This is a genomic window from Halolamina litorea, assembly GCF_026616205.1.
GTDB classification, from domain to species: Archaea; Halobacteriota; Halobacteria; order Halobacteriales; family Haloferacaceae; genus Halolamina; species Halolamina litorea.
Map to the genome: position 1 here is coordinate 1,265,290 of NZ_JANHGR010000001.1, position 26,306 is coordinate 1,291,595.

Below are 26,306 nucleotides of genomic sequence, written 5' to 3' on the forward strand. Positions count from 1 at the left end.
CCGGCGGACGGTTTTTCCACACGAGCGACGAACGGCCGGGCGATGCCCTCCAACGCCATCCGACTCGGCTTCCTCGCGGCCATCGCCGCCGGGACGCTCCTCGTCGCGTCCACACTCGCCGAGGTCCCACAGCTACGTCTCGCGGGTACGGCCATCCCTACACAGTTCGTCGTCGGCGTCGTCGCCGGGGGCGTGACTCTCGTTGTCGCCGTCTCGATGTACCGCGGTGGCGACCGGCGCTCGGCGCTCCAGTTCGGGCTGCTCGGTGTCGGGGTCCCACTCGCGCTGACTGACTGGCGAGGGCTCGCGACCATCGGCGCCCTGCTCACGCTGCTGAGCGTTCCGGTCGCGTGGCGGGTCGACAGTCGAGTCCGGGAACGGGTCGGCGACACACGCTGACCCCGCCGCCCCCGGACTATTTGTTCCTCTCCCGAGTTAGCCGGACATGGCTGACCTCGGGGCGTACATCATTCCCGTCGGACTCCTGTTGGAGATGGCGGGGGCGTTCATGATGGCGACCCCGGACGTGCTCGCGGGTCGGTTTTTCGTCACGCCGCCGAACCTCCCCGTTCTCAGACAGGGCGTTCGCGCGACCGAACTCGAGGAGGGGCGGCGCCAACTGCTCGACACCGGCCGGATCGACAGACAGGACTCACACTTCGAGCAGGTGATGAACGTCGTCGAGGAGCGCTGGGACGGCGAGTTCTCGGCGGTGCCACAGTCGTTCGTCTTCGACGACCACCCCGGCGAGCAGGACCCGATGCTGTGTGTCCTCTACGTCGCGGACCCGCCGGCGATGTACGCGGACGTGAGCCTCCGGACTCGCCTCGACGCCGACGCCTTCGACTGGATCGCTGACGAGTCGACGCTGTACGAGTGGCTCGGGGAGGAAGTCACCGCGGCGCGCCGGCAGACGGAGTTCTTCCGCGGCGCCGGCGCCGGCGTGCTCGCACTCGGGGCCAGTCTGCAGGCCTCGCCGTACGTGCTGGAGATCCTCCGGGGCCTTCACCTGCGGCTCTCGGACCTGTTGAGCGTGGTGCCGGGCTGAGCCCGGCTGAAACGGCCGGGCTACAGTTCGACGCCCGGCGGGATCAGGCTCTCCTCGCGGAGGAACTCCCCGTCCGCGTCGTAGACGAGGAACGTCCCCTTCTCGTAGCTGACCAGTTCCTCGCCGTCGACCGACAGCACGGCGCGGTAGCCGCCGTCCTCGTCGTTCTCGCCGAACTCGCGGGCGGCGTCGATGAACCGCAACACGTCGTCGGCGGTCTCGTTGAGTTCGAGGACGTACTCGCCGGTCACCCGGTTGGTCACGGAGACGACGCCGGGGGCGGGCCCCTCGCCCGCGAGGGGTTCTTGCAGCCGGAACGCCACGTCGACGTCCTCGCCGGCGAGCAGGTCGCCGTCGGCGTCGCTGAGGCGCTCCCGGAGCATCTCTTCCGGGCCGCTGAACTCGATCTCGACCAGCGGCTGGGCGGGGGCGCCTCCCGCCTCCGCCCAATCGACGTTCGTCACGTCAAGTTCGAAGTAGTCGCGCCTCATTCGATGGCCGATAGTTAGCGATGAGCACCTAAAACCGTGACGCCCGTGTGTGGTCTCGACCGCGCCGATGGCGAGCCGGCGGACCGGCCTCCCGGGACGCACGTTGCCCGCCGAAAATTCCCGCCCGGACTGGCGTTCGGCCGGGGCGCACACATTTAAGTCCGCCCCACCGGTAGCCCAGACAACTACGGCATGTCGGGGGAGCTTATCGACGGGTCCGACTTCGGAGACACGCTATCGGACCTCAGGCGCCGGATCTCCCGAACCGTGGAGATGCTTCGGGGCTCCGAACTCGAGACCCGGCCGTTCCGCCCCGGCGAGGACGGCCCCCTCGCCGTCTTCGAGGTACCCGAGGGCCACGAGGAGGTCGACCGCTACTGGGTCAACGCCCCCTACGCCTACGTCGTCATCACCCACGACCCCGACGCCAGCGAGCACATGTACCACGCCGTCGAACCGGACCTCGACGAGTTCGAGACGCTGTTGCTGCGCCGTGTCGTCGAGGACATCCGCGACCCGCTGCTCTACCGCGCCTCCCAGACCGACGCCGACGAGGAGACCCTCCGGGAGGAGCTCTCGGGGCTGCTCGAACAGTACGGCGTCGAGGCGGACATGGGGACGTTCCACTCCCTGCTCTACTACCTCGTCCGGGACTTCCGCGGGTTCGGGAAGGTCGACCCGCTGCTCAACGACAACCACATCGAGGACATCTCGTGTGACGGCTACGACCTCCCAATCTTCGTCTACCACGACGACTACACCGACATCGAGACGAACGTCGTCTTCGAGGCCGAGGCCCTCGACAACTACGTCATCCGGCTGGCCCAGCAGTCCGGCCGCCACATCTCCGTCGGCGACCCCATCGTGGAGACAACGCTCCCCGACGGCTCGCGTGCGGAACTCGCCCTCGGCGAGGAGGTCACCCCCCGCGGGTCGGCGTTCACCATCCGACAGTACGCCGAGGAGCCGTTCACACCCATCGACCTGATCAACTACGAGACGTTCACTATCGGCGAGATGGCGTACTTCTGGCTCTGCATCGAGCACAACAAGTCGCTCATCTTCGCCGGCGGGACGGCGTCGGGGAAGACCACCTCGATGAACGCCGTCTCCATGTTCATCCCGCCGCGGGCGAAGGTGCTCACCATCGAGGACACCCGCGAACTCTCGCTGTACCACGACAACTGGCTCTCCTCGGTCACCCGGGAACGACTCGACGAGGGGACCGACATCGACATGTACGACCTGCTGCGCTCGGCGCTGCGCCACCGGCCGGAGTACATCGTCGTCGGCGAGGTCCGCGGGGAGGAGGCCGTGACGCTGTTTCAGGCGATGAACACCGGCCACACGACGTTCTCGACGATGCACGCCGACTCCATCCAGACGGTCATCAACCGCTTGGAGAACGAGCCGATCAACGTCCCGCGGGCGATGGTCCAGAGCCTCGACATGATCTCCATTCAGGTGCTGACCCGGAAGGGCGAGGAGCGCGTCCGCCGCGCCAAGACCATCGGCGAGATCGGGGGCATCGACCAGCGTACCGGCGAACTCGACTACTCCGCGTCGTTCCGGTGGGAGGCCGACACCGACACCGTCCGTCGACAGGACTCGTCGCTACTCGACGAGATACAGGACGAGCGAGGGTGGAGTCGGTCGGAACTGCTCGAAGAGGTCCGCAACCGCGAGCGGTTCCTCGAGTTCCTCCAGAAGCGCGGTATCACCGACTACCGGGCGTTCACGGCGCTGATCAACGAGTACTACGCCCACCCCGAGCGGGTGATGGAGCGCGTCGAGGCCGCCGACGTCGACCTCTCGGCGGGTGACGACCTCGCCGACGCGGTGGAGTGATGCTCTGGGTTCTGCCGCTCCTACTCGCCGTCGCGGTCGTGCTCCCGTTGGCGCTCGAGCAGGTGAGTCGCCCGACCCGACTGCTCGTCTCCCGGGCCGCGCTCTCGCTGTTCGGGGAGTACGTCGCCAACGAGAGCCCGCGGAAACAGGACCAGCAGTCCCGACTGCGGGCGGCCCACGTCGAGACGACCCACCGTGTCTACGCCGCACGGACGCTGCTGTACAGCCTCCTGCTGGGAGTCAGCGGTAGCATCTTCGGCGTCTACGGCGCCGCCGCGCTCCTGTTCGTGCTCCAGGTCAGCGGCGAGGCGGTCCGAGCACAGCTACCGGCCGCGCTGGGGTTCCTCTCGGACCTCACTCAGGTGACCGAACTTGCGCTCACGGAGCTGTTCACGCTAGTGTTCGTCTTCAGCGCGACCGTCGGCACCGCGCTGGCGTTCGGCGTCTACTACTTCCGGTGGGCGATGCTGGACGAGCGCGCCGACACGCGAGCGACGGCGATCGAGGCCACCCTCCCCCGAACGATCGCCTTCGTCTACGCGCTCTCGCGGTCGGGGATGGCGTTCCCGGCGATCCTGGACACCCTGACACGGAACCGAGAGGTGTACGGGGAGGCCGCCGTCGAAATCGGCGTCGCGGTCCGGGACATGAACACGTTCGGCACCGACGTGCTGAGCGCGCTCGACCGCATGGCCAGTCGGACACCCAGCGAGAGCCTGGAGGAGTTCGGCGAGAACCTCGCGTCGGTTCTGGGGTCGGGCCAGTCGCTCTCGAACTTCCTCAAGGGCCAGTACGACCGCTATCAGGAGGAGGCGGAGGCCCAGCAGCGCCAGTACCTCGACTTGCTGTCGACGTTCGCCGAGGCGTACGTCACGGTGTTCGTCGCCGGCCCGCTGTTTTTCATCACCATCCTCGTCGTGATCGGGCTGGTGTTGCAGGACACGCTGGCGCTGTTGCGGGTCGTGGTCTACCTCGGCATCCCGCTGGCGAGCGTGGCCTTCATCGCCTACATCAACAGCACCACTAAGACGATCAGCGGCACACTGGGCGGCGAACGCGACGAGATCCCGTCGATCGAAATCAGCGGCGTCACCGACGTCGACGACCCGGTCACTGACGGCGGCGTCGAGGCGTCGACGGTCGACGACGGCTGGGGGGCCAGCCGCGAGCGCCTCGCCGCCTACGACCGCTTCGAGTCGGTGCTCGGCTGGCTCCGGAGCCCCGGCGAACTCGTCCTGCGGAACCCCGAGTACAGCTTCGTCCTCACCGTCCCGGTCGGCTTGGTTTGGGTCGGCCTCCGGAGTGGTTCGATCCCGATCGCCCCGCTCGCGGCGCTGCGAACAATCGACACGCCGCTCGTCGAGGCGACGCTGTTCGGAACCGGCGTGTTCGCGCTCCTGTACGAGATCCACAAACGACGGGTACGGGCGATCGAGAAGGTGATCCCGGACTTCATCGACCGGCTGGCGAGCATCAACGACGCCGGCGTCAGCATCGTCCAGAGCATGGAGCGACTCACCCGGTCCGACCTCGACGCCATGACCCCCGAACTCCAGCGTGCCTGGCAGGACGTCCGCTGGGGCGCCGACGTGCGGGCGGCGTTCCGCCGGATGGAGCGCCGGATCGACTCGCCGATGATGACCCGGGCGACGGTGCTGATCACGAACGCGATGGCCGCCAGCGGCGAGATCGCCCCCGTTCTGGAGATCGCCGCCGACGAGGCCCGGGCGAGCCGTCGGCTCCAACGCGAGCGACGACAGGAGATGCTGACGTACATGATGGTGATCTACATCTCCTTTTTCGTCTTCATCGGGATCGTGTTCGCGCTCTCCTCGTCGTTCATCCCGGCGATCGACAACGCGGAGCTCGGCGGCGTCGGGAGCGGCGGCGTCCCCGGCGGGGTCACGGGCGGCGTGTTCAGCGGCCTCGGGACCGTCGATACGGCCGCCTACACGCTGTTGTTCTTCCACGCCGCCGTGATGCAGGCGGTCTTCTCGGGGCTCGTCGCGGGCCAACTGGGCGAGGGATCGCTCTCCGACGGCGCCAAACACGTCGTCGTCCTGTTGACCCTGACCGTCATCGCGTTCGTCTTCCTGTAGCCACCCCTCGATCCAGCCATGACCCACGCCGGCCACACCTACGACCGCATCGCCGCGCACTTCTCGAAGACCCGCGAGTACGCCTGGCCCGAGATCGAGTCGTTCCTCGAGGGGCGCTCGGGTGACCTCGCACTCGACCTGGGCTGCGGGAACGGCCGTCACGCCGAGACCCTCGCGTCCCACGCCGACCGCGTCGTCGGCGTCGACGCAAGCACGGGGCTGCTCGCCGAAGCCGCGAGCCGCGCCGCCGAACGCGGGTTCGACCCGGACCTCGTCGCCGGCGACGCCGCGGCGATCCCGCTGCGGACCGACACCGTCGACCTCGCGGTCTACGTCGCCACGCTCCACCACCTGCGGCCCCGCGAGCGGCGACTGGCCAGCCTGAACGAACTGTCTCGCACCCTCGTGCCGGGCGGCCGTGCGCTCGTGAGCGCGTGGAGCACCGAACACTCGACGTTCGACGACGAGGATACCGACGGCTCGGGACTGGACACGGAGGTGGACTGGACCCTGCCCGGCGGCGAGACGGTGGGGCGGTTCTACCACGTCTACGACCCCGAGGAGTTCGAACGCGACCTGGAAGACAGCGATCTGGAGCTACTGGAGTGGGAGCTTTCGAGCGGGAACTGTTACGCGGTGGTCTCGGCCTGATCGGCGTCGACGGAGCGACGGGAGCCCACCGCCGCCGTCGGGCTTTTGGCCCGCTCGCGCCTACGCCCGGGTAATGGATGCCGCCATCGTGACCGTCGGCGACGAACTGCTCACCGGCGACACCGAGAACACCAACGCGACGTGGCTCTGTGGGACCCTCGACGACCGCGGCGTCGACGTGGAACGGGTCACCACCGTCCCGGACCGCGTGAGCGACATCGCCCGCGTCGTCAACGAGTACCACGCCGAGTACGACGCCGTGCTGGTCACCGGCGGCCTCGGCCCGACCCACGACGACGTCACGATGGACGCCGTCGCCGCCGCATTCGGCCGCGAGGTAGCGCCGAACGAGGAGGCTCTCGCGTGGCTGGAGGCGGAAGGCGGCTACGCGGCAGACGACCTGGCGACCGGCACAGCCGAACTCCCCGTCGACGCGCGGCCGCTCCACAACACCGAGGGTGTTGCGCCGGGCGCCGTCGTGGAGTCCTGTTACGTGTTCCCCGGCGTGCCCGACGAGATGCACGCGATGTTCGCCGGCGTCGCCGAGGAGTTCGAGGGCGAGCGCACCTACGTCGAGAGCGTCGAGACCAGCGAGCCAGAGAGCGCGCTGCTCGACCGGCTCTCGGAGGTACAGGAGCGCTTCGAGGTCAGCGTCGGCTCCTACCCGGGGGAGTCGGTGACGCTGAAAGTGACCGCGACCGAGCCCAGCGAGGCCCGCCGCGCGGCCGAGTGGCTCGACGAGCGCGTCGAAGCTTGACTAGCGGTAGAACGCCATCGTCCACGCCACGACGAACGCGACCGACAACAGGAGTGCGACGCCGCCGGTCAGCGCGGGATCGAGCGAGACACCCTCGACGGAGGTCTGAAGCATAGCCCGCGATTGGACCGACCGGCGCTTAGCTTTGGTGGTCTTCTTCGTGCCCCCGTCACGGTCACACGCCGTCGACGGCGCCGCCCCGGACCGTGTCGCCGTCTCCGGACCCGTTTTCCCACCGCCCCGCCAACGGCCCGTATGCACGTTGGCTTCGTCCTCAACCCCATCGCGGGTATGGGTGGCCGCGTCGGCCTGAAAGGGACCGACGGGAAGGTCGCGGAGGCCCGCGAACGCGGCGCCGAACCCCGCGCCCCACAGCGCGCCGAACGCGCGCTCGCCGAACTCGCCGAGCGACTGCCCGACGCCGAGATCTCCACGTGGGGCGACCCGATGGGCGAGTCGGCGGTCCGTGCGGCGGGCTACGAACCCGACGTACTCGGCGAACCCGATGCCGACGAAACGAGGTCGGCCGACACCCGCGCCGCCGTCGACGCCTTCCTCGACGCCGGCGTCGATCTGGTGCTGTTCGTCGGCGGCGACGGCACCGCCGCGGACGTGGCCGAAGCCCTCGAAGGGACCGACACGCCGATGCTCGGGATCCCGGCGGGCGTGAAGGTCTACTCCTCGGTGTTCGCCGTCTCGCCGGAGGACGCCGCCTACATCCTCGCGAGCTACGAGCGCACCGAGCGCCGGGAGGTCATGGACATCAACGAGGACGAATACCGCGAGGGCGAGGTCAACCCCGAACTCCGGGCGGTCGCGCGGGTGCCCGTCGCCGAGGCGATGCAGTCCTCCAAACAGCTCGGCGGCGGCACCGTCGAGGCGCTCGCGGCGGGCGTCGCCGACGACATCCGCGCCGAACCGGAGCGGACCTACGTTCTCGGCCCGGGCTCGACGGTCGGGACGATCAAGGACGAACTGGGCTTCGCGGGCTCGCCGATCGGCGTCGACGTGTGGCGCGACGGCGAGGTGGTCGCCAAGGACGCCACCGAAGCGGAGATCCTCGACGCGCTTGGCGACGACAACGTCATCGTCGTCTCCCCCATCGGCGGCCAAGGGTTCGTCTTCGGCCGCGGGAACCCACAACTCTCGCCCGACGTGATCCGGCAGTGTGACGTGACCATCGTCGCCTCGCGGGCGAAACTGGACGGTGTAAGCGTGCTCCGGGCCGACACGGACGACCCGGAACTGGACGAGGAGCTACAGGGTTGGTGGAAGGTCCGCGTCGGGAAGTTCGAGACGCGGATGATGAAGCTGGTATAGCGCGGAACCTATCCGCGCCCGAACACTTACTTACTGACCGACAGTCTCTCGTGCATGGATTGGCAGCCACTCGCACGCGGTGTCCTCCTCTACGGCGTCGCCGCCGCCGCGGGGCTCACGGTCACGCTGGTAGCGCTGGTGACGGGCAGCGAGCCCGCGCTGTTCGCGCTGATGCTCGGCGGGTTCGTCTGCCTGCTCTTCGGCTTCGGCGTACGGGACGTGCGACCCAACCACGTCGGCCCCGGTGCCGGCGACGACGTACCGCGTGTCAACGCCCGGTTCCGGCGACAACTGCCGACGGACCTGATCCTGGCCTGCTACGGCGTCGGCCTCGCCGTGCTCTCGTTCGGCGGGATGACGGTGGTCGCCGGTTAGAACAGCGCGTCGCTTTCATCCAGCAGTTCGGCGGGCCCGCCGATCTCCCAGACTTCCGTCTCGACGCCCGTCTCGGCGACTTTCTCCTCGACCACGTCGGCGTACTCCGCGGTCGTGTTGACGTACACCGAGGCGCCGGTGTCCGTCGAGAAGTAGACCGGGACGCCGGTCTCGCGCAGTTCGCGGACGGCGTTGAACACGGCGATGGTCTCGGGCTTCCAGTAGACCCAGCCAGAGGGCCCGGTCATCGTCGTCGCCGTCAGCGAGAGCGAGTCGTGTTCCGCGGTGCCGAAGATGCGGTGGAAGCTCCCCTCGCGGAGCGCGTCGCGCATCTCGACGAGCTGGTCCTGCACGTGCGCGAGCCGTGCGTCGAACATGTGGCTCGCCTCTGCTTCCTTGTGGGCCTCCTCGGTCTCCTTGTAGGCGGGGACGAGCGCGGTGACGATCCGGAGGTCCTCCTCGGGGTCGAACCCGTCCTCGCCCTCGCCCGTCGGGAGGCGGTGGGACCGGCAGTCCTTGTCGTTCAGCCCGGCCGAGAGGTCGGAGTAGGCGCCCGTGACCGCGCGGGCCGCCGACGACGAGCCGCGGCGGGCGATCGTCGAGATCTCGGGCCGGGTGAGGTCCATCCCGGCGGCTTCGCTGGCGGCCATCGCCAGCGCTGCGAAGCCCGAGGAGGAGGAGCCGAAGCCGACGTTCGAGGGGAAGGAGTTCTCGCTCTCCATTCGGACCGCGTGGTCGATGCCCGCGAGGTCGCGGACGTGATCGAGCACGTGGCGGATGCGTTCGGCGCCGCGGCCGTCGACGCCCTCGCCGTCGATGATGTAGGTGTCGTCGCCGGCATCGGGGAGGAACTCGACGGTCGTCGTCGTGTTCGAGGGGGCGGTACAGACGCTGATCGAGTCGTGGTAGGGGAGGCGAAGCTCCGTGTCGCGCATCCCGTGGTACTTCACGAGGCCCTGAATGGGGTGGGCCCGCGCGGTGGCTTTGTGGGACATCTCTGTCGGGATTGCTCGGCGCCTCGGGTTAGACGTGTCGGTGCGGGTCCGCGTCGATGCTGTCGTCGCCCTCGGCGTCGACGGCCCGGCGCTCCGGGAGTCGCCGCCGGCTTGATGAACGCCCGGACGGGAGGGACCGTATGGTCGATCCCATCGTCATCGGCGGTGCCGTGGCGACGCTCGTGTTGCTCGCGTGTAGCGCCTTCTTCTCCAGTTCCGAGATCGCGATCTTCTCGCTGCCGGTGGAGTCCGACACCGCCGACGAGGGTGGGAACGAACACGTTCTCGCGGCGCTCCGTTCGGACCCCCACCGGCTGCTGGTGACGCTACTGGTGGGGAACAACGTGGTCAACGTCGCGATATCGAGCATCATTACGGTGATCGTCGCCCGAGCGCTCGACCCGGGTGCCGCCGTCGTCGCGGCGACCGTGCTCACGAGTACGCTCGTGCTGGTCTTCGGCGAGATCGTCCCGAAGGCTTACGGGCTGAGCAACGCCGCCGAGTGGTCGCTCACGGTCGCGCCCGCCATCTCGCTCGTCGAACGGCTGCTCTCGCCGCTGATCACGGTGTTCGACTGGGTGAGCCGCGTGATCAGCGGGTTCATCGACGGCGAGGAGGACATCGAGCGCCCCTACATCGAGTAGGAACCGGCCGCCAACGGCCGGCGGCTCGGCGTCCTACAGGCGGTCGGAGCCGGAGCCGGCCCACTCGAACCGGCTCGTCTCGAACGGCGTGTCGTCGATCCGGGTGGTGCCGTTCTGCCGGCGGTCCCGCTCCGAGAAGTGCCGGAACAGGATCGAGGAGACGAACACCGACGACGCCGCGAGCACGATCAGGGAGTTGTAGAGGTTCGGCTCGATGATCCCGCGGTTGAGGCCGATGGCGGCCGCCGCGACCGACATCGCGAGCTGTCCGGGCATCACGGAGGCCAGCAGCTTCGTCGTCTGGCCCTCAAGGCCGAGGGCCATCCCACCGACGACGCCGCCGATGATCTTCGAGCCGATCCCGATGAACAGCACGCCGCCGAGCATCAGCATGTTGTAGGGGGTGACCTCCGGGATCGCCGCCTGCATCCCCACGTAGAAGAAGAACACCGGCGTCACCAAGTCAGCGACCGGCTTCATGTTCTTCTCGATGTCGAAGCCGCTACGGTCCTCCGTCGATTGGGCGATGATCAGCCCGGCGAAGAACGCCCCGAGGATTGCGTGGACGCCGATGTACTCGAAGGCGAACGCCAGCGCCAGCGCGAAGAAGATCGAGAACTTCACCGGGTTGGTCTTGATCGACTCCGGGATGATCCGCCCGATGTAGTCGACGAGGAACACCGGGACGACGATGAAGAAGAACAACAGCGCGCCGGTGACGATGATCGTCCCACGGACGCGGTTGTCGGAGGTCAGCGTGATCCCGTAGGCGAGTGCGACGACCGAGAGAATGTCACAGAGAACCGTGACCGCGAGGATCAGTTGGCCGCGCTCGGTGTCGAGGTAGCCGAAGTCCTCGAGCAGCGGGTAGACGAGCCCGAGCGAGGTCGTCGAGAGCGTGACGCCGATCAAGAACGAGGCGAAGAAGTTCAGCCCGAGCACCTGGCCGAAGCCGAAGCCGGCGAGGAACGGGAGCAGGAACGTCAGTATCGCCATGAACCCGACCGTCTTGGGTCGCTCCAGCACCGGCTCGGGGTCCAACTCGAGCCCCGCTTCGAACATGATCACGAGCAAGCCGAACGCCGCGAGCGTCGTGAAGAACTCCCAGCCGGCGATGCTCTCGTCGACGACGCCGAACACCGATCCGAAGACGATCCCGGCGATGATCTCCACCAACAGGATCGGGATGTCGTAGTTCTCGAGGAACTTGAACAGATAGCTCGTCCCGTACACCAACAGGAGGACGAGGACGAAGTGAAACTCCAGTGCCATCGGATACCGGGATCACTCAGAGGATCGCCTTAAGAGTGTGACCCGGGCGTCACGTCGTCGAAGTCGACGACTCCCGGAGGTGTGGCGGCTCTCACGGACAGTTCGTGAACGAACGAGTGAGAAAACGACGGATTCAGGGAGCGATCGGCGGTCTCAGAAGACGCCGACGTTGAGCGCCAGCGGCCACTCGGTGCCACCGAGCGCGAGGAACGCGAGCGACCCGCCGAGCAGGGCGGCGTTCTTCAGGAAGTGGGTCATCTCACCCTGGGTGTCCTCGGCGTTCCAGAAGTCGTGGATCGTCGGCGTCGCCACGAGGAAGAAGGTGACGAGCGCACCCGCCGCGATCACGGGGTAGACGCCGGCGGCGATGCCGAGGCCGCCGAGGATCAGCATGACGCCGGAAGCGATCACGCCGAACTCCGGCGCGGGGATCCCCTTCGCGGCGGCGTAGCCGGACATCCCCTCGATGTCCATGAAGTGGTTCAGGCCCATGAACGCGAGCACGAGGCCGAACACGAGTCGGGTCAGGAGGAAGATGGTGCCGGCGGCGCCGTCGAGGGTCACGGTCTGGAGCAGGCTCATCGGCGACCCCCCGTGGCGGCGGTCGTGGACGATTCGGTGAGTGTGTCTGGTTGCGTCACGATACTACCCAGGGGAAGGATCTACTTCAACGCTCGCGAACCCCCGAGTCACCGGGTTACGACGGTGTTACTGGCCGATCGCCTCCATCGAGACCGGGGCGTCGGGACCGGGTCGTCGAGGCCGGGCCGACCCGAACCCCGCCGCTTAAACCGGGTGGGACGCTACGGTGCGGTCAATGAAGTTCTGCGACGAGTGCGGATCGATGATGAAAGCCGAAGACGACCAGTGGGTCTGTGGCAGCTGTGGCGCCACCGAGTCCCGGAACGAGGCCGAGGAGTCCGGCATGACCACCGAACAGGAACAGGAGGAGAGCGAGATCGTCGACATGTCCGACGTCGGTGAGGAGGCGATGGGACCGACCACGAAGGTCCGCTGTCCGGAGTGTGGCCACGACCGTGCCAGCTACGAGATGAAGCAGATCCGCTCGGCCGACGAGTCCGAGACGCGCTTTTTCACCTGTACGGAGTGCGGCCACAAGTGGCGCGAGGACGACCACTGAGACCGTAGAAAACCCCTTTTCGGCAGTTCGGCTCCCGACCGGTGACGACTACTCCTTTCTCGCGAACGTGAGGTAGCCCGTGTGGCCGACGCCGGCCGTCGACGGCCGGGTGCCGCGGTCGCCCACGTCCATCCGGCGCTGGATCGTCTCGAACGTCCGGATGTCGGTCATCCCGTCGCGGGCGGCCTCGACGGTCTCCCGGACTGACTCCACGAACGGCGAGTAAACCGCGACGAACCCGCCGGTGGTCAGGAGTTCCGGGGCGCGCTCGACGACGACCGGCGAGTCACCGGTGTCGAGCGTGAGCACGTCGAAGGGTTCCTCCTCGACCAGTTCGTCGAGGTGTTCGGTCACGTCGCCCGTTCTGACGTCGACGCGGTCGGCGACCCCGCCCAGTTCCATGTTGCTGCGAGCGACCTCCGCGAACTCGGCGTCGGTCTCGTAGGTCGTGACATCGGCGCCGGCGCGGGCGAGGTAGGCGGTCAGCACGCCAGTCCCGGTGCCGGCGTCGAGGACCCGGTCGCCGCCGCCGGCGCCGGTGTGGCCCATCACCAACCCGGCGTCGCGGGGCATCATCGGCGCGCCGGTGCGCTCGAAGTGCTCGAACAGGTCCGGGCCCCGAAGCTTCCGGACGGTGAAGGGCTCGCCGAGGTGGGTCTCCAGTTCGTCGCCGTGGCTCACGTCCTCCGGCACGTCGAGCACACCGAGGTCGGTCTGGAGTTCCTCGCCCGGACGGCGTACGTACTCACGGTCGCCGTGAACCAGCAGAAACGCACCCACCGGCTTACTCCAGCTCCGAGACGGCCGCCGCGAGGTCACCGTCGTTCTCCTCGAGGGTCTTCCGGGCCGTGGACTCGGTGACGCCCGCTCGCTGAGCGACGATCTCCACGTCGGCGTCCGGGATGCCGCTGTCGTCTCCCTCGTCTGCCTCCTCGATCGCTTCGGCGTCGCCCGTCTCCCGGACGGACGGCTCGCCGACGATCTGGTAGGTCTCCTGGCCCTGTGCGTCCATCTTGGTGACCTGCGCGCCGTCGAAGTAGAGCTCCTCGTCGCCGGTCCGGATGATCACTTCCTCGGCGTCGAGCTCCTCGACGTCGATGCCCATCTGCTTCATCATCTGCTGCATCTTGCGCGGGTTCAGTCCGCCGCCTCCAAACATGGGTAAGAGTCGGTGGTCAGGCGTCAAAAGCGTGGCGAAGAGGCCGCTGAGCGGTGGCATCGACCACCGAGTCCCTCAGTCGGCGTCGACGGCCGTCGGGACCCGCTCGTCGACGGTCTCGGCGCGGACCCGATCGAGCAGGCTCTCGGGGTCGTTGGGAAGGAAGACGACCGCGCTACTGCTGGGATCGCGCCTCCCAACCGCCCGAGTCGATCACGCCGAACAGCTTCCCCCAGTCCTCGTCCGCCTCGCTCTCCGGCAGCGCGTCGCGGAGCTGTCTGAGGTCCGACTGGGGTACCAGCGAGGCGACGAGGTCCATGACGACCTGCGAGTGGTAGGCCGCCTCCTGCCCCTCGACGCCCTCGATTTCGCTCACGCGGTCGACGAACTCGGACCAGTCGAACCGCTGACCGTGGTCGTGGACCGCGCCGGTCATGTACCACTTGATCTCCATCGGGAGCGACGCGGCGAGGTCCTCCGCGTTCCCCTCAGGGATGCGCTGGCCGAGCGTCATCAGCGTTGCCCGCGTCGCCCGCACCGCCTCGCCGGTTCCGGGCAGTTCGAGTCGGTGCTGTATCTCGCCGGTGAACTCGTCGAAGTTCATCGTTCCGGGCAGTTGGTGACGGACTCGCAAAGTTAGCTGCCGGCTACGCTGGGTAGGCATCGACGGCGTCGACGCCGAGAAACTGCCTCGGGCAGCCGGTCCCGGCGACGGTGTTCGCCGGCGAAGGTGGCTTTAGGTTCCCGCCGCTCCTCGACCGCGTATGTACCTCGCCGACCACACGTGGCCCGACATCGCGACCGCCGACGCCGGCCCCGTGGCGTTCGTCCCGCTCGGGTCGACAGAACAGCACGGCCCGCACCTCCCGCTCTCGACCGACCACGTGATCGCACAGGGGTTGGCCCGTGCGGCCGCCGAGCGAACCGGGTTCGTCTGTACGCCGCCGGTGAACATCGGCGTCAGCGACCACCACCGACAGTTCCACGGCACGATGTGGGTCTCGCCCGCCTCGTTCCGGGACTACGTGGAGGACTTCACTCGGAACCTCACCTACCACGGTATCGACCGCGTGGTGTTCGTCAACGCCCACGGCGGCAACAAACAGCACCTCCGGGAAGTTGGCCGGCGCCTGCGCGCCGACGGGACCGCGTTCGCGACGCCGTGGATGTGGGACGAGTCGATCCCGGAGTTGGTCGACGAGGTCTTCGAGACCAACGGTCCCCACGCCGGCCCGAAGGAGACCTCGATGCTGCTGCACCTCGACCCGGAGACGGTCAAGGCCGAGGAGTTCGAGAACGCCCGCGACGGCGGCCTGACCGACCTCGGCAGCGCGGGCCACACCCGCCACGGCGCGCGGGTCCACTACGACACGGTCGAGAACTCCGGCAACGGCGCCTTCGGCGACCCGACCGACGCCAGCGCCGAGAAAGGCGAGCGCATCTTCGAGGCCGCCTGTGACGAACTGGTCCAGTTGGGTGAGTGGCTCGCCGACCAGCGGTTCGAGCACCTCATGCCCCGCGAACACGTCGGCGCCCCGACTGGTACGAAACAATAAACTGCCGACAGGACAATCCCGGAACAACGTGTTCCGACCCCGAACGGTCCTTCTGGTCACCCTCCTCCTGTTCGCGCCGGCGGCCTCGGCCACCGCGGCGGCCGTCGACGCCCGCCCAGTCCCGGCCATCGACGGCGGCTTCTCCGACGACACGGTCACGAACGGGCAGAGCGGATCGACGACGACACTCGATATCGACACCGACGCGAACACCGTCAGAATCACGGCGACGCGGGACGGTCAGCCCGTACCGGCTGACACCCTCGTGGGAATCCTCGGCGGCGACGGCCTCGTCGGCACCCGTGACCGGGAAGCTGAGTACACGGTTCCCGGAGACGGCGCGTCGTTCCGTGCGGAGTTCGCCGAGAAACGTCCCGGCGTGTACAACCTCACCGTCCGCGGGGACGACGGTGAGACGGCGACGGCTTCGGTGACGGTCTTCTCCGTCGGCTACACCTTCACGGTCGCGAACTCGGCGACGGGGCGCGGTGGGATCGCCGAGATCACGATCGACACGCCCGGCCCCGAGGATCACGGGACGCTGGTCGTCGGCAGCGGGGACGCCGGCTACCGAGCGACGGTCGCGTTCGCCGACGGCGGCGACGACCGCGTGACGGTTCGCTTCAACACCTTCGCGGCGGGGAACGACTCCCTGAACGTCGTCGACGCGGGGAACGCGAGCGACCAGGTCCGCGTGGTGAACCAGTCCGAACGACCGACCTTGCTCGCGCCAGGGGTCTACCGACTCACGGTGTGGTCGGGGAACGACTCGGAGACGGTTCCGGAGCGAGCAAGCTTCAGCACACTCACTATCGGCGAGCGTGGGGAGCCGCCGGCCCAGAACGTCTCCCTCGCCGCCGCTCCCGCGTCGCTCCCCCGTTCGGCGGCGAGCGACGTTGCCGGTCCGACGGGGCCGGACGACGCAGTCGCCATGTCCGACTGGACGGTCCTCGACCTCCGCGGGCCAGCGGTCGAAGGGATCGTCGACGCCTACGGCGGCCTCGGTGCGGCCGCGGCGTCGTCGGCGCTCCGCCTCGAGGTCGAGCAGACCAACCCGACCCCGAGTTGTGCTCGGCGGGAGTTGGTACTCGGCGAGACGGACCCGACACTGGACGCGAACCGATCGACGCTGCTCCTCCGCGCGTCGACCACCGAGTTCGACGCCGACGGCGCCCCGAACGGTGCCTGTCAGGCGGAACCCAGAGCCGGCGACCGCTATGCGGTCCGGTTCGCGGTGACCGACGACCGACTCGTCGACGCGCCGAACGAGACCGTCCGCGAGTTCGGCTTCGTCGAGGGGGGCGCGAGTCTCAGTCCGGCGGATCGGACGGTCACCCCGGGCGAGAACGTCACGCTCTCGGGGAACACCACCTACGCTCCCGGGACGACGTTCCGCGTCGCCGTGTCGTCGGTCGAGAACGCGACTCCGGGGTTCGAGCGGCGGACCACCGCGAGGGTTGGGTCGGACGGGCGCTGGAGCGCGACGTTCGACCTGAGCGCGCGGGCACCGGGCGAACGGGTCGTCGTTCGGTCGATCCGGTTCAACGGCGCCCTCCACGCGAACGCGAGCGTCGTCGCCCGGTCGACGACGACGCCGACGCCCACGGTCACCCTGACGCCGACAGCTAACCCGACAGCGACTCCCCCACTCTCGCCCTCACCGACTACCTCGCCGACCGCTAGCCGGACGACACCGGAGACACCGTCGGTCGCTGAAACGCCGACGCGAACCCGTGTCCCGGGGCTCGGTGTCCACGCGGCGCTGCTGGCGCTGATCGGTGGTGGACTGGCGTCGAGAGAAAGGTGAGGAGGCGCGTGTCAGATCAGACCAGCGGCTGGGCGAGGTAGCCGCCGAGGAAGAGCAGGACGACCGAGAACGCCGCGGCCGCACGGACGAGCGTCTCGTTCTCGCGGCCGGCAGTCTGAATGCGACCCGTGTCGAGTTCGCTCTGGATCCGGCCCATCGAGACCTCCATCAGGGCGGTCACGACCAACCAGAGGGCGAGCATGCCGAGGACGGCGTGACCCATCGGGTCGCTGAACAGTCGCCCGTCGCCGTACCTCGTCCCCGCCATGTGCCCGCCGGTGGCGACGAAGACGAGCGCGCCGATCCGGGTGAGCCACTGGAGCCCCGTCGTGATCGACATCGTCGGCGCGGCGCCGATGTTGCCGTCGACGAGCAGCGGGTGGATCCGCCACGCGTAGAAGATCGTCGCCCCGGTCCAGAGCCCGGCGAACAGCACGTGCAGCATGCTGAACGTCGTATCGATGAGTGCCATATCGGAGCCTCGGTCGGACCCCCGATAAAGGCGGGTGACTCCGGTACCGAAGTGCGACCGACGGCGCCGCCGGAGCGTCCCGGCGGCCGCCGCCATCCCCTCCACGTTTAAGTCCGAACCGCTCCGATTCGGGGCTATGTTCGACGAGGCGGACCTCGCCGAGATTCGCGAGGGGAAAGAGGAGTGGGAGGCCGAGACCTACGGCCCCACCGTCGATCGGTTCGGCGAGCGCGAAGAGACGTTCACGACCGACACCGGCGGCCAGGAGGTGGACGCGCTCTACACTCCCGACGACGTGGCCGACCTCGACTACGACGAGGACCTCGGCTTCCCCGGCGAGGAGCCCTACACCCGCGGGGTCTACTCGACGATGCACCGTGGCCGACTCTGGACGATGCGCCAGTACGCCGGCATGGGAACCGCCAGCGAGACCAACGAACGCTTCCACTACCTGCTCGATCAGGGTCAGACCGGCCTCTCGATGGCGTTCGACCTGCCCACGCAGATGGGCCACGACTCCGACGCCGCGATGGCCGAAGGGGAGGTCGGGCGCTCGGGGGTCGCCATCGACTCCATCGAGGACATGAAGACCGTCTTCGAGGGTATCCCGCTGGACGAGGTGTCGACCTCGATGACGATCAACGCCCCCGCGAGCGTGCTGCTCGCGCTCTACATCGCCGTCGGCGACGAGCAGGGCGTCGACCGCGAGGAGCTCCGTGGGACCATCCAGAACGACGTGCTGAAGGAGTACGCCGCGCGCAACACCTACATCTACCCGCCCGAGTCGTCGATGCGACTCATCACGGACATCTTCGAGTTCTGTGCCGACGAGGTGCCGAACTTCAACACCATCTCCATCTCGGGGTACCACATCCGCGAGGCCGGCTCCACGGCCGCACAGGAGGTCGCGTTCACGCTCGGCAACGGGATCGAGTACGTCGAGGCGGCCATCGACGCCGGCCTCGACGTGGACGAGTTCGCCCCGCAACTCTCCTTTTTCTTCAACGCCCACAACAACGTCTTCGAGGAGGCCGCGAAGTTCCGCGCGGCCCGACGGATGTGGGCGAAGATCATGGAAGAGCGATTCGACGCCGAGAACCCCAAGTCCAAACAGCTGAAGTTCCACACCCAGACCGGCGGCTCAACCCTCACGGCCCAGCAGATCGAGAACAACGTCGTCCGCGTCGCGTATCAGGCGATGGCGGCGGTACTGGGCGGCACCCAGAGCCTCCACACCAACGGGAAAGACGAGGCGCTCGCGCTGCCCACCGAGAAATCCGTCCGAACGGCCCTGCGGACCCAGCAGATCCTCGCCCACGAGTCCGGCGCCGCAGACACCATCGACCCGCTCGCGGGGAGCTACTACGTCGAGAGCCTGACCGACGGGATCGAGGAGGACGCCTTCGACATCCTCGACGACGTCGACGAGCGCGGCGGGATGCGCGGCGCCATCGAGGACCAGTGGGTCCAGCGACAGATTCAGGAGGTCGCCTTCGAGCGACAGGAGGAGATCGAGGACGGCGAGCGGATCATCGTCGGCGTCAACGAGTTCGAGGTCGAGGACGCCGAACCCGAGATGGAGTTGGAGTCCATCTCCGAGGAGGACGAGCAGCGACAAGTCGACGGACTGGAAGCGCTGCGGGCGGAGCGCGACGACGACGCCGTCGACGCCGCGCTGACGGAACTCCGCGACGCGGCCGAGGGCGAGGAGAACGTCATGCCGTACATCGTCGACGCCGTGAAGGCGAAGGCGACGGTCGGCGAGGTCTGTAACGTCTTCCGCGACGTCTTCGGCGAGTACCAGCAGGGCGTCTCTGTCTGATCAGGTCCCACTTCCACCGCGGTCCCTGAGTTCGCCGAACAGGCCGAACAGACCGCTGAGTACGAACGCGGCGGCCAGTATCCGCCACTCGCCGTCGAGGTACTGCAGGACCCCGATGGCCGCGATAGCGGCCGACAGGAGCGGCCGGTAGAGCCGGTGGTCCTCCACGCCGGAGACGGCGAACGACAGCAGTAGCGGTACGACGAGTAGCCACAGGGCGACGTCGTACACTGTCGGGGAGCCGAGCCAGACGAACTCGACGTACGTGGCGACGACGATGACCACGAGAACCCCGGCCAACAACTTCGGTCGGATGCGTTCGCTGCGTTCGGACACGGGCGGCTTACTCCAGTTTCACCGCTGTCCCGTAGGCCAGCATCTCCGCGCCCGTGCCGGCGATCTCGGAGGTCTCGAAGCGCATCGACACCACCGCGTCGGCGCCCAACTCCTCGGCCTCGGCGATCATCCGTTCCTCGGCCTGCTCGCGGGAGTCAGACAGGAGTTCCGTGTACGCCTTCATCTCGCCGCCGACGATGTTCCGCAAACTCTGGGTGAAGTCCCGGCCGACGTTCCGGGCGCGGACCGTGTTGCCCCGGACAGTCCCGAGGGTCTCGGCGATCTCCTCGCCAGCGATCGAGTCGGTAGTGGAGGTCTGCATGACCGTATGTGGGCGCGACGACAGCATAATCGTGTCGGCAGCCGGACCACGGGAACCGCCGTTCCGGGAGCGAAAGTGCGGGGGCGGAACGGCCTACGTTTTTCCCCACCGCGACCCCACGGGCGCTATGGAGTTCGATCACGCCGGCGTCGCCACCGAGGACGCCGCCGAGACCGCCGCGCTGTTTTCCGACCTGCTGGACGCCGAGATCGTCCACGAGGAGACCGACGAGGAGCGGGGCATGCGCTTCGTCTTCGTCGACCTGGGCAACGGCTACGTCGAGGTGATCGAACCCCTCGACGACGAGAGTACAATCGCGGACTACGTCGACGCGAACGGCCCGGGCCTGCACCACGTCGCCTTCGCCACCGACGACGCCGCCGCGGCGCTCGACCGCGCTCGCGACCTCGGTATCGAGGCCATCGACGACGAGCCACGGCCCGGCGCGTGGGGCCACGATATCGCCTTCTTACACCCCAGAGACACCGCTGGCGTGCTCGTGGAGTTCGTCGAGCACTGACAGCGGCGACGGTCGTCGTCGGTGCCAAGAGGCAAGTACCCGCGGCCCTCTTCAGCGAGCATGCAAGACTGGCTGGCCCACCGGGCGCGGACGACGCCCGACCGGGAGGCCCTCGTCAACGCGAGTTCGGGCAATTCGTGGACCTACGCGACGCTCGACGAGACGGTCGAGGAGATGGCCGGGCGCCTCTCGGCGCTCGGCGTCGCCGCGGGCGACCACCTCGGAGCGGTCTTAGAAACCGGCGTCGAGGAGGTCTGCCTGATCCACGCCGCCATGCGTCTGGGTGCCGTGTTGGTGCCGCTGCCACCGGAGTTCACGCCGCCGGAGTTGGCCGAGCGCTTCGAGCGGGCCGACGTGGACGCGGTCGTCTGTGACGCCACCACCGAGTCACAGGTCCGCGGCGGGGCCGAACGGATCGATCCGTGGCTCGACGTGTTCACCATCGACGACGCTGACTGGAGCGACGCGACGCCCATCGCCGATGCCCGGGCGACGGAGTTCACCCCCGCTGATTGGGAGCGCCCCGACACCCAACTGCTGCTCTTTACCTCCGGCACGACTGGCGACGCGAAGGCCGTCCGGCTGACGATGGGGAACCTCCTCGCGAGCGCCGTCGCCAGCGCGTTCCGCTTGGGGGTCGACCCCGAGGACCGCTGGCTGGTCCCGCTCTCGCTACACCACATGGGCGGAATCGCGCCGGTGCTCCGCTCGACGCTGTACGGCACCACCGTCATCGTCCGTGAGAGCTTCGACCCCGGCGGCACCGTCGACGACATCCGGGATCACGAGGCGACCTGCGTCTCGCTCGTCCCGACGATGCTGCGCCGGATGCTCTCGGCGCGGGGGACCCTGCCCGACAGCCTGCGGTTCGCGCTGGTCGGCGGCGCCCCCTGTCCGTCGGAACTGATCGAGCGCTGTCGGGACTACTCGGTGCCGATCTGTCCGACCTACGGGATGACCGAGACGGCCTCACAGGTCGCCACGGCGACCCACACGGAGGCGTACGAACACCCGGAATCGGTCGGCCGGCCGTTGTTCTGGACCGACGTGACCGTCGTCGACGGCGCCGGCACCCCCGTCGAGCAGGGAGCGACCGGGGAGTTGGTCGTCAGCGGGCCGACCGTGACGCCAGGCTACTACGACGATCCGGCGACGACCGGGGAGGCGATGGGCCCCTACGGGCTCCACACCGGCGACGTGGGGCGGTTCGACGACCGCGGCCGGCTGTACGTGCTGAACCGCCTCGACGACCGCATCCTCAGCGGCGGCGAGAACGTCGACCCCGGCGAGGTCGTCGACGCCATCCGGGAGCACCCCGGCGTCGAGGACGCCGCCGTCGTCGGCCTCGAGGACGAGGAGTGGGGCGAGCGGGTCGCCGCACTGATCGTCCCGACCGGGGAGGGGATCGACGTGGCGGCACTGGAGACGTTCCTGCGTGACCGCCTCGCGGGGTTCAAACTCCCGAGAACGATCGGAACCGCCGAGGAACTCCCGCGGACCGTCTCGGGGACCGTCGAGCGTGAGACGGTCAGAGCACTGCTGACCGACGAGGCGACCGAATCGATCGAGCGCGAGCAGCCCAACGCCCGCGCCGTCGCCGACGCGGACAGCGTCCGCGCGGTGGCTCGGGAGGACGATGATTCGGGGGGCGACACCGGGGAAGCAGGCGCCGTGGAGGACGAGACGGGACGCAGTCCGATTTCGGGGACCGACGACATCGACGACGATTCCGTTGCCGCCGCCACCGGGGAGGATGAACGGCCCGACTCGATCCTCGACGCCGGGAAGGATGACCGGCCGACGTTCGACCGCGAACCGGCTACGGAAGCGCAGTCGACCGACGAGGAGACGGACTCCGCGCGGGCGTTGCTCGACTCGTCGGACGAGTCCGGGGACGACCCCGAGGGCGACGACGGGCGGAGGGTCGACGTGGAGTCGTCGGACGACCCCGACTCGACCGCGCCGATCAACGACGCCGCCGAGCGAAACGACACCGACGAGGGATCGGATCGCACGGACTCGGGCGAAGATGGATCGACCGACCCGGACGACGAGCGGCGGGGTGGGTCCGCACTCTCCCCGCGGGAACTGAGCCGGGAGTACTCGACGCCCGGCAGCGGCCGGCTGACCGGCTTCGGTGACAGTCGTGCCGGCGACGACGAACCTGAAGGTGATGAAGGGGATGAAGGAGCCGAAGCGGACGATTCGGACGACTCGGATGGCTCGGACGACTTGGACGGCTCGGGCGGTTTGGGCGGGTCGGAGTCGACCGACGGCGATTCCGAGGCAGCGGTTGACGCGAGCGAAACCGAGCAAGACGACGGTACTGGCGACGACGCGGCCGACCCGGACGACGAGACCGGTCGTTCTACGGAGTCCGGCGGCGACGAGGACCCCGACGCCGACGGGGGGTAGCGAAAAACGGCTCTCCACGGCGGAGAAGTTCTGGGTGGCTTTTTGATGTCGGCGAGCAAGCCCCGGGGTATGGACCTACTCGACGAGGGGATCGTCCCCGAGCACGCGCGCGAGGCGAAAGCGGAAGCCAGAGCGTTCGCGGAAGCCGAGATCGAACCCGTCGCCGCCGAGAAGTTCGAAGCCGGGGAGTACCCGTGGGACGTGCTCGAAGCCGCGATGGAGGCGGGGCTGGTCGCCGCCGACCTGCCCGAGGAACTGGGCGGGCGGGGCTGGGACCTCGAACAGCTGCTCGCCGTCGCCGAGGAGTTCTACCGCGCCGACGCCGGCATCGGGCTGACGCTCATGCTCGCCTCCTTCGGCTGTGAACTCGTCGAACAGTACGGCACCGAGGAGCAGCACGAGGAGTACCTCCGTCCGGTCGCCCAGAACGACCAGATCTCCGGGCTCGCGGTCTCGGAGCCCGACACCGGGAGCGACCTCGCGGGGATGACCACCACCGCCGACAAGGACGGCGACGAGTACGTCCTGAACGGCGAGAAGTACTGGGTCGGCAACGCCGTCGAGGCCGACTGGCTCACCGTTTACGCCAAGACCGGCGACCGCGACGACCGCTACGCGAACTACTCGCTGTTCATCGTCCCGACCGACACCGAGGGCTACGAGGCCGAACACATCCCCGAGAAGATGGGGATGCGCGCGTCCAAGCAGGGCCACATCGTCTTCGACGACTGCCGGATCCCCGAGGAGAACCTCGTCGGCGCCGAGGGCGGCGGCTTCTACGCGCTCGCGGACTTCTTCAACCACGGCCGCGTCGTCGTCGCGGGCCACGGGCTGGGCATCGCCGCCGCCGCCATCGAGGAGGCCGAGGCGTTCGTCCACGACCGCGAGGGGTTCGGCCGCTCCATCAACGAGTTCCAGGCGGTACAGCACATCCTTGCGGACATGCAGACGGAGTTCCAAGCCGCCCGCTCGCTGACCTGGCGCGCCGCAGAGCAGGTCGCCAACCACGACGGCGCCGGCTACTGGGCGGCGATGGCGAAGACGAAGGCGACCGAGACCGCCGTCGACGTGGCCGAGCGCGGGATGCAGCTCCACGGCGGCCGCTCCATCTTCACGGACCGGCGGATCGCGCGAGCCTACCGCGACGCCCGCATCCCCGTGATCTACGAGGGCGCCAACGAGATCCAGCGCAACCTGATCTACCGACAGACGCCGCGATAGCCAGTCGCGGTACACGACCGGCGGCAGCCTCCGGGCTGTCGCTCGGAGCTACGCCGCGGCTGTGTGTAGCCAACCACGGCGCGCGACCCGCCCCGGCCCCGTGCCGGGGCGTCGGAGCGAACGCCGTAGTTTCGAGATAGCCAATCACGTCGACGACTCCCGGGGTCTATTTGCACCCCGTCGGCGTCGACACCGCCCGAAGCGGCCGTCCCCCCGAACGCGCCGAATCCTCTCCAGTTCGGACAGGTGACGAGCAAGTTTTTGCTCGATTACTGACGGATTAGCCGCGTGATTCCTGCAAAAATTTATCAAAGGTTCACAAGGCTCGGCCGTTGGAGTGGCCAGTGATGCCCGACAGCGCCACGATCGATTCGGTCCGGAGCACCGTGTCGACAGCCACCGCCCGCGTCGCCGCCGCCCTGACGACGCTGGCGGTCGTCGTCGGCCTCGTGGGCTGGTCGGCGTTCTGGTCGAACCTCGCGCGGCTGAACTACGCCCAAGGCGACCTCCTCTCGGCGCTGTTCACCGCGGCGACCCTCGTCGCGCCGGGAATCTGGGCGCTCGTCTGGTACGTCGGCGAGTCGGCGGGCGCCGACGTGCCGGCGCCGACGGTCGGCCCGAGCGTCTCGGTCGACTGACGACGCCGAACAGCGTTCTTGCCCGGTCTATCGGTGACCGTCCCCTGACTCGCTACTCCGTTACTGCCCTCCCGTTCTCCGTTGCAGACAACGTCCGCTCGAACCCCAGTAGCCCCAGCGCGAGCAGGCCACAGATCCCCGCGAGCGCGGGCCAGAGCCACGCTGCCAGCCCGTAGTCGAAGAAGAGCCCGCCGGCGAAGGAGCCGACGCCCATCCCGCCGCGCTTGGCGACTTCGAGCACGGAGAGTTGGGCGCCGCGCTCGCCGTCGCTCCCCAGCGCGCTCATCAGCGAGGTCGATAACGGCGAGTGCAGCACCTCGCCGATCGTCCGACTGACGAGGTGGGCGCCGACGAGGGCGACGCCGACGGCGAGCAGCGCGTGCCGGCCCGCGGGTGCGGGGCCGAAGTCGAACAGGTAGACCGCCCAGACCGCGAGCATCGACGCCGCCCAGAAGCCCGTCGAGAGGGTCAGCCCGCGAGTGCGGCGCCAGCCCGAGACGGCGGCGACCAGCGGGATCTGGAGGACGACGAGCGTCAGCGGATTGAGGACGTAGAGCGTGCCTATTTCGGCCGAGGAGAGCCCCAACTGCGTCTCGGCGACGATTGGGACCGTGGTCTGCATCTGGGCATACAGCACTGCGAAGCCGCCGTTGAGCGCTGCGAGGGCGAGCACGCGGCGCTTGGTGATCGCGTTCCCCCAGTCGCCGACGGAGTCCCGGAACGCCACGCCGGGCTGGCCGGCGTGGATCCGCGGGACCAGCAGCAGGAGGACGACGGCGACCAGCGCCGAGGTGACGCCGTCGGCGACGAACACCGCGACCTCCACCCACTCGTACAGCACGCCACCGACGACGAACCCCGTGCCGAAGCCGACGTTGTTGCCGACTTTCAGCAGGGAGTAGGCGCGATCACGTTCGCCGCCGTCGGTGAGGTCGGCGACGTACGCCTGCCCGGCGGGCGTGTAGAGCCCGTTCGTCGCCCCCGAGAGCGCCGAGACGCCGACGAACGCGCCGGCGAGGTCCAGCGGCGTCCCGGCCGCGATCGCGGGGACGAACGCGTAGCCCGCGAGCGTGAGCCCGTTACCGGCCATCGCCGCCACCATCACCGGCTTGCGGCCGATCCGGTCCGCCAGGTAGCCACCGACCGTGGTGGCGACGGCGGTGGCGACGTTCCGCACGAGGAGGCCGAAGCCGACCAGCGAGAGCGCGATACCCACTTCGAGGTGGAAATGGATCGTGGCGAACGGGTAGACGAGTCCGGCGCCGAAGACGTTGAGTAGCTGTCCGGCGGCGACGATGTAGACCGCACGGTCGAACCCGCGGACGGCGTCGAGCGAGGGGCGGCGCACGGGGAGGCGTCGGCAGGCCGGGCTTTATCCCTGAGGGTTGCGGCGAGCG

28 protein-coding genes are annotated in these 26,306 nt (G+C 68.6%); 17 read left to right on the top strand and 11 right to left on the bottom strand.

The genetic code is table 11. The features are described 5' to 3' along the window. The first annotated feature begins 42 nt into the window (after positions 1 to 42). Together NO998_RS06595 and NO998_RS06600 are read left to right on the top strand one after the other, a co-directional pair. Complete coding sequence (locus tag NO998_RS06595) at positions 43 to 399, top strand: hypothetical protein (RefSeq protein ID WP_267646311.1); 357 nt, start codon at positions 43 to 45, stop codon at positions 397 to 399. A gap of 46 nt (positions 400 to 445) precedes the next feature. Further along, positions 446 to 1,048 carry a hypothetical protein gene (locus NO998_RS06600; protein WP_267646312.1) on the top strand — a complete coding sequence of 201 codons (603 nt, stop codon included), beginning with the start codon at positions 446 to 448 and terminating at the stop codon, positions 1,046 to 1,048. Positions 1,049 to 1,068: 20 nt separating this feature from the next. Here the strand turns inward: NO998_RS06600 and NO998_RS06605 are convergent, their stop codons facing one another. Next, a complete protein-coding gene (locus NO998_RS06605; RefSeq protein ID WP_267646313.1) occupies positions 1,069 to 1,539 on the bottom strand; it encodes a DUF5793 family protein in 471 nt (156 codons plus the stop codon). Between the two features lie 192 nt (positions 1,540 to 1,731). Between NO998_RS06605 and NO998_RS06610 the strand changes: the two genes are divergently transcribed. The 6 genes from NO998_RS06610 to NO998_RS06635 all read left to right on the top strand — a co-directional run bounded on the left by NO998_RS06610 (position 1,732) and on the right by NO998_RS06635 (position 8,589). After that, a complete protein-coding gene (locus tag NO998_RS06610) occupies positions 1,732 to 3,387 on the top strand; it encodes a type II/IV secretion system ATPase subunit (protein ID WP_267646314.1) in 1,656 nt (551 codons plus the stop codon). Then, complete coding sequence (locus NO998_RS06615; protein WP_267646315.1) at positions 3,387 to 5,486, top strand: type II secretion system F family protein; 2,100 nt, start codon at positions 3,387 to 3,389, stop codon at positions 5,484 to 5,486. The genes NO998_RS06610 and NO998_RS06615 overlap by 1 nt, the downstream gene beginning before the upstream one ends. Before the next feature lie 18 nt (positions 5,487 to 5,504). Then, complete coding sequence (locus tag NO998_RS06620) at positions 5,505 to 6,137, top strand: class I SAM-dependent methyltransferase (RefSeq protein WP_267646316.1); 633 nt, start codon at positions 5,505 to 5,507, stop codon at positions 6,135 to 6,137. 73 nt (positions 6,138 to 6,210) lie between these two features. Further along, positions 6,211 to 6,894, top strand: coding sequence for a competence/damage-inducible protein A (locus NO998_RS06625; protein WP_267646317.1), 684 nt, complete (start codon positions 6,211 to 6,213; stop codon positions 6,892 to 6,894). 255 nt (positions 6,895 to 7,149) lie between these two features. Continuing rightward, entirely contained in the window at positions 7,150 to 8,214 is a 1,065-nt protein-coding gene (locus NO998_RS06630) for an ATP-NAD kinase family protein (RefSeq protein WP_267646318.1), read from the top strand. Positions 8,215 to 8,268: 54 nt separating this feature from the next. Further along, positions 8,269 to 8,589 (top strand): DUF8070 family membrane protein, encoded by a 321-nt coding sequence (locus tag NO998_RS06635; protein WP_267646319.1) that lies wholly within the window; start codon positions 8,269 to 8,271, stop codon positions 8,587 to 8,589. On the opposite strand, the gene mvaD is transcribed toward NO998_RS06635, so the two are convergent. Then, positions 8,586 to 9,584, bottom strand: coding sequence for a phosphomevalonate decarboxylase MvaD (gene mvaD / locus NO998_RS06640; RefSeq protein WP_267646320.1), 999 nt, complete (start codon positions 9,582 to 9,584; stop codon positions 8,586 to 8,588). The genes NO998_RS06635 and mvaD overlap by 4 nt on opposite strands. 140 nt (positions 9,585 to 9,724) lie before the next feature. On the opposite strand from mvaD, the gene NO998_RS06645 reads away from it, so the two are divergent. Then, the gene (locus NO998_RS06645) at positions 9,725 to 10,228 is read left to right on the top strand and encodes a DUF21 domain-containing protein (RefSeq protein ID WP_267646321.1); all 504 of its coding nucleotides are present in this window, start codon (positions 9,725 to 9,727) and stop codon (positions 10,226 to 10,228) included. 33 nt (positions 10,229 to 10,261) lie between these two features. On the opposite strand, the gene NO998_RS06650 is transcribed toward NO998_RS06645, so the two are convergent. Further along, on the bottom strand, positions 10,262 to 11,500 hold the full coding sequence (locus NO998_RS06650) for a cation:proton antiporter (protein WP_267646322.1): 1,239 nt from the start codon (positions 11,498 to 11,500) through the stop codon (positions 10,262 to 10,264). Between the two features lie 153 nt (positions 11,501 to 11,653). Then, positions 11,654 to 12,082 carry a DoxX family protein gene (locus tag NO998_RS06655; RefSeq protein WP_267646323.1) on the bottom strand — a complete coding sequence of 143 codons (429 nt, stop codon included), beginning with the start codon at positions 12,080 to 12,082 and terminating at the stop codon, positions 11,654 to 11,656. A 235-nt stretch (positions 12,083 to 12,317) separates the two neighbouring features. Between NO998_RS06655 and NO998_RS06660 the strand changes: the two genes are divergently transcribed. Then, positions 12,318 to 12,641: a transcription factor S gene (locus NO998_RS06660; protein ID WP_267646324.1), complete on the top strand. Its 324-nt coding sequence runs from the start codon at positions 12,318 to 12,320 to the stop codon at positions 12,639 to 12,641. A 48-nt stretch (positions 12,642 to 12,689) separates the two neighbouring features. Here the strand turns inward: NO998_RS06660 and NO998_RS06665 are convergent, their stop codons facing one another. From NO998_RS06665 to NO998_RS06675, 3 genes are all read right to left on the bottom strand, one after another. After that, on the bottom strand, positions 12,690 to 13,421 hold the full coding sequence (locus NO998_RS06665) for a tRNA (adenine-N1)-methyltransferase (RefSeq protein ID WP_267646325.1): 732 nt from the start codon (positions 13,419 to 13,421) through the stop codon (positions 12,690 to 12,692). A gap of 4 nt (positions 13,422 to 13,425) precedes the next feature. Then, a complete protein-coding gene (locus tag NO998_RS06670; RefSeq protein ID WP_267646326.1) occupies positions 13,426 to 13,800 on the bottom strand; it encodes a nascent polypeptide-associated complex protein in 375 nt (124 codons plus the stop codon). A 175-nt stretch (positions 13,801 to 13,975) separates the two neighbouring features. After that, positions 13,976 to 14,404, bottom strand: a complete 429-nt coding sequence (locus NO998_RS06675) for a DUF2267 domain-containing protein (RefSeq protein ID WP_267646327.1) — start codon at positions 14,402 to 14,404, stop codon at positions 13,976 to 13,978. Positions 14,405 to 14,564: 160 nt separating this feature from the next. Between NO998_RS06675 and NO998_RS06680 the strand changes: the two genes are divergently transcribed. Beyond that, positions 14,565 to 15,356: a creatininase family protein gene (locus NO998_RS06680; protein ID WP_267646328.1), complete on the top strand. Its 792-nt coding sequence runs from the start codon at positions 14,565 to 14,567 to the stop codon at positions 15,354 to 15,356. Between the two features lie 28 nt (positions 15,357 to 15,384). Beyond that, positions 15,385 to 17,163: a BGTF surface domain-containing protein gene (locus tag NO998_RS06685; RefSeq protein ID WP_267646329.1), complete on the top strand. Its 1,779-nt coding sequence runs from the start codon at positions 15,385 to 15,387 to the stop codon at positions 17,161 to 17,163. Between the two features lie 16 nt (positions 17,164 to 17,179). Here NO998_RS06685 and NO998_RS06690 read toward each other — a convergent pair whose 3' ends face one another. Next, on the bottom strand, positions 17,180 to 17,635 hold the full coding sequence (locus NO998_RS06690; protein WP_267646330.1) for a transporter: 456 nt from the start codon (positions 17,633 to 17,635) through the stop codon (positions 17,180 to 17,182). Between the two features lie 136 nt (positions 17,636 to 17,771). Between NO998_RS06690 and NO998_RS06695 the strand changes: the two genes are divergently transcribed. Further along, complete coding sequence (locus NO998_RS06695; protein WP_267646331.1) at positions 17,772 to 19,457, top strand: acyl-CoA mutase large subunit family protein; 1,686 nt, start codon at positions 17,772 to 17,774, stop codon at positions 19,455 to 19,457. Here NO998_RS06695 and NO998_RS06700 read toward each other — a convergent pair whose 3' ends face one another. Both NO998_RS06700 and NO998_RS06705 read right to left on the bottom strand, forming a co-directional pair. Further along, positions 19,458 to 19,793 (bottom strand): hypothetical protein, encoded by a 336-nt coding sequence (locus NO998_RS06700; protein ID WP_267646332.1) that lies wholly within the window; start codon positions 19,791 to 19,793, stop codon positions 19,458 to 19,460. 7 nt (positions 19,794 to 19,800) lie between these two features. After that, positions 19,801 to 20,115 carry a YbjQ family protein gene (locus tag NO998_RS06705; protein ID WP_267646333.1) on the bottom strand — a complete coding sequence of 105 codons (315 nt, stop codon included), beginning with the start codon at positions 20,113 to 20,115 and terminating at the stop codon, positions 19,801 to 19,803. A gap of 127 nt (positions 20,116 to 20,242) precedes the next feature. Between NO998_RS06705 and mce the strand changes: the two genes are divergently transcribed. The 4 genes from mce (at position 20,243) to NO998_RS06725 (ending at position 24,909) form a co-directional block, all read left to right on the top strand. Next, positions 20,243 to 20,635 carry a methylmalonyl-CoA epimerase gene (gene mce, locus NO998_RS06710; RefSeq protein ID WP_267646334.1) on the top strand — a complete coding sequence of 131 codons (393 nt, stop codon included), beginning with the start codon at positions 20,243 to 20,245 and terminating at the stop codon, positions 20,633 to 20,635. Between the two features lie 60 nt (positions 20,636 to 20,695). After that, positions 20,696 to 23,050, top strand: a complete 2,355-nt coding sequence (gene menE / locus NO998_RS06715; RefSeq protein ID WP_267646335.1) for an o-succinylbenzoate--CoA ligase — start codon at positions 20,696 to 20,698, stop codon at positions 23,048 to 23,050. Positions 23,051 to 23,119: 69 nt separating this feature from the next. Further along, positions 23,120 to 24,271: an acyl-CoA dehydrogenase family protein gene (locus NO998_RS06720; RefSeq protein ID WP_267646336.1), complete on the top strand. Its 1,152-nt coding sequence runs from the start codon at positions 23,120 to 23,122 to the stop codon at positions 24,269 to 24,271. 347 nt (positions 24,272 to 24,618) lie between these two features. After that, the gene (locus NO998_RS06725; RefSeq protein WP_267646337.1) at positions 24,619 to 24,909 is read left to right on the top strand and encodes a hypothetical protein; all 291 of its coding nucleotides are present in this window, start codon (positions 24,619 to 24,621) and stop codon (positions 24,907 to 24,909) included. Positions 24,910 to 24,961: 52 nt separating this feature from the next. Here NO998_RS06725 and NO998_RS06730 read toward each other — a convergent pair whose 3' ends face one another. Next, positions 24,962 to 26,257 carry an MFS transporter gene (locus tag NO998_RS06730; RefSeq protein ID WP_267646338.1) on the bottom strand — a complete coding sequence of 432 codons (1,296 nt, stop codon included), beginning with the start codon at positions 26,255 to 26,257 and terminating at the stop codon, positions 24,962 to 24,964. Between the last annotated feature and the right edge of the window lie 49 nt (positions 26,258 to 26,306).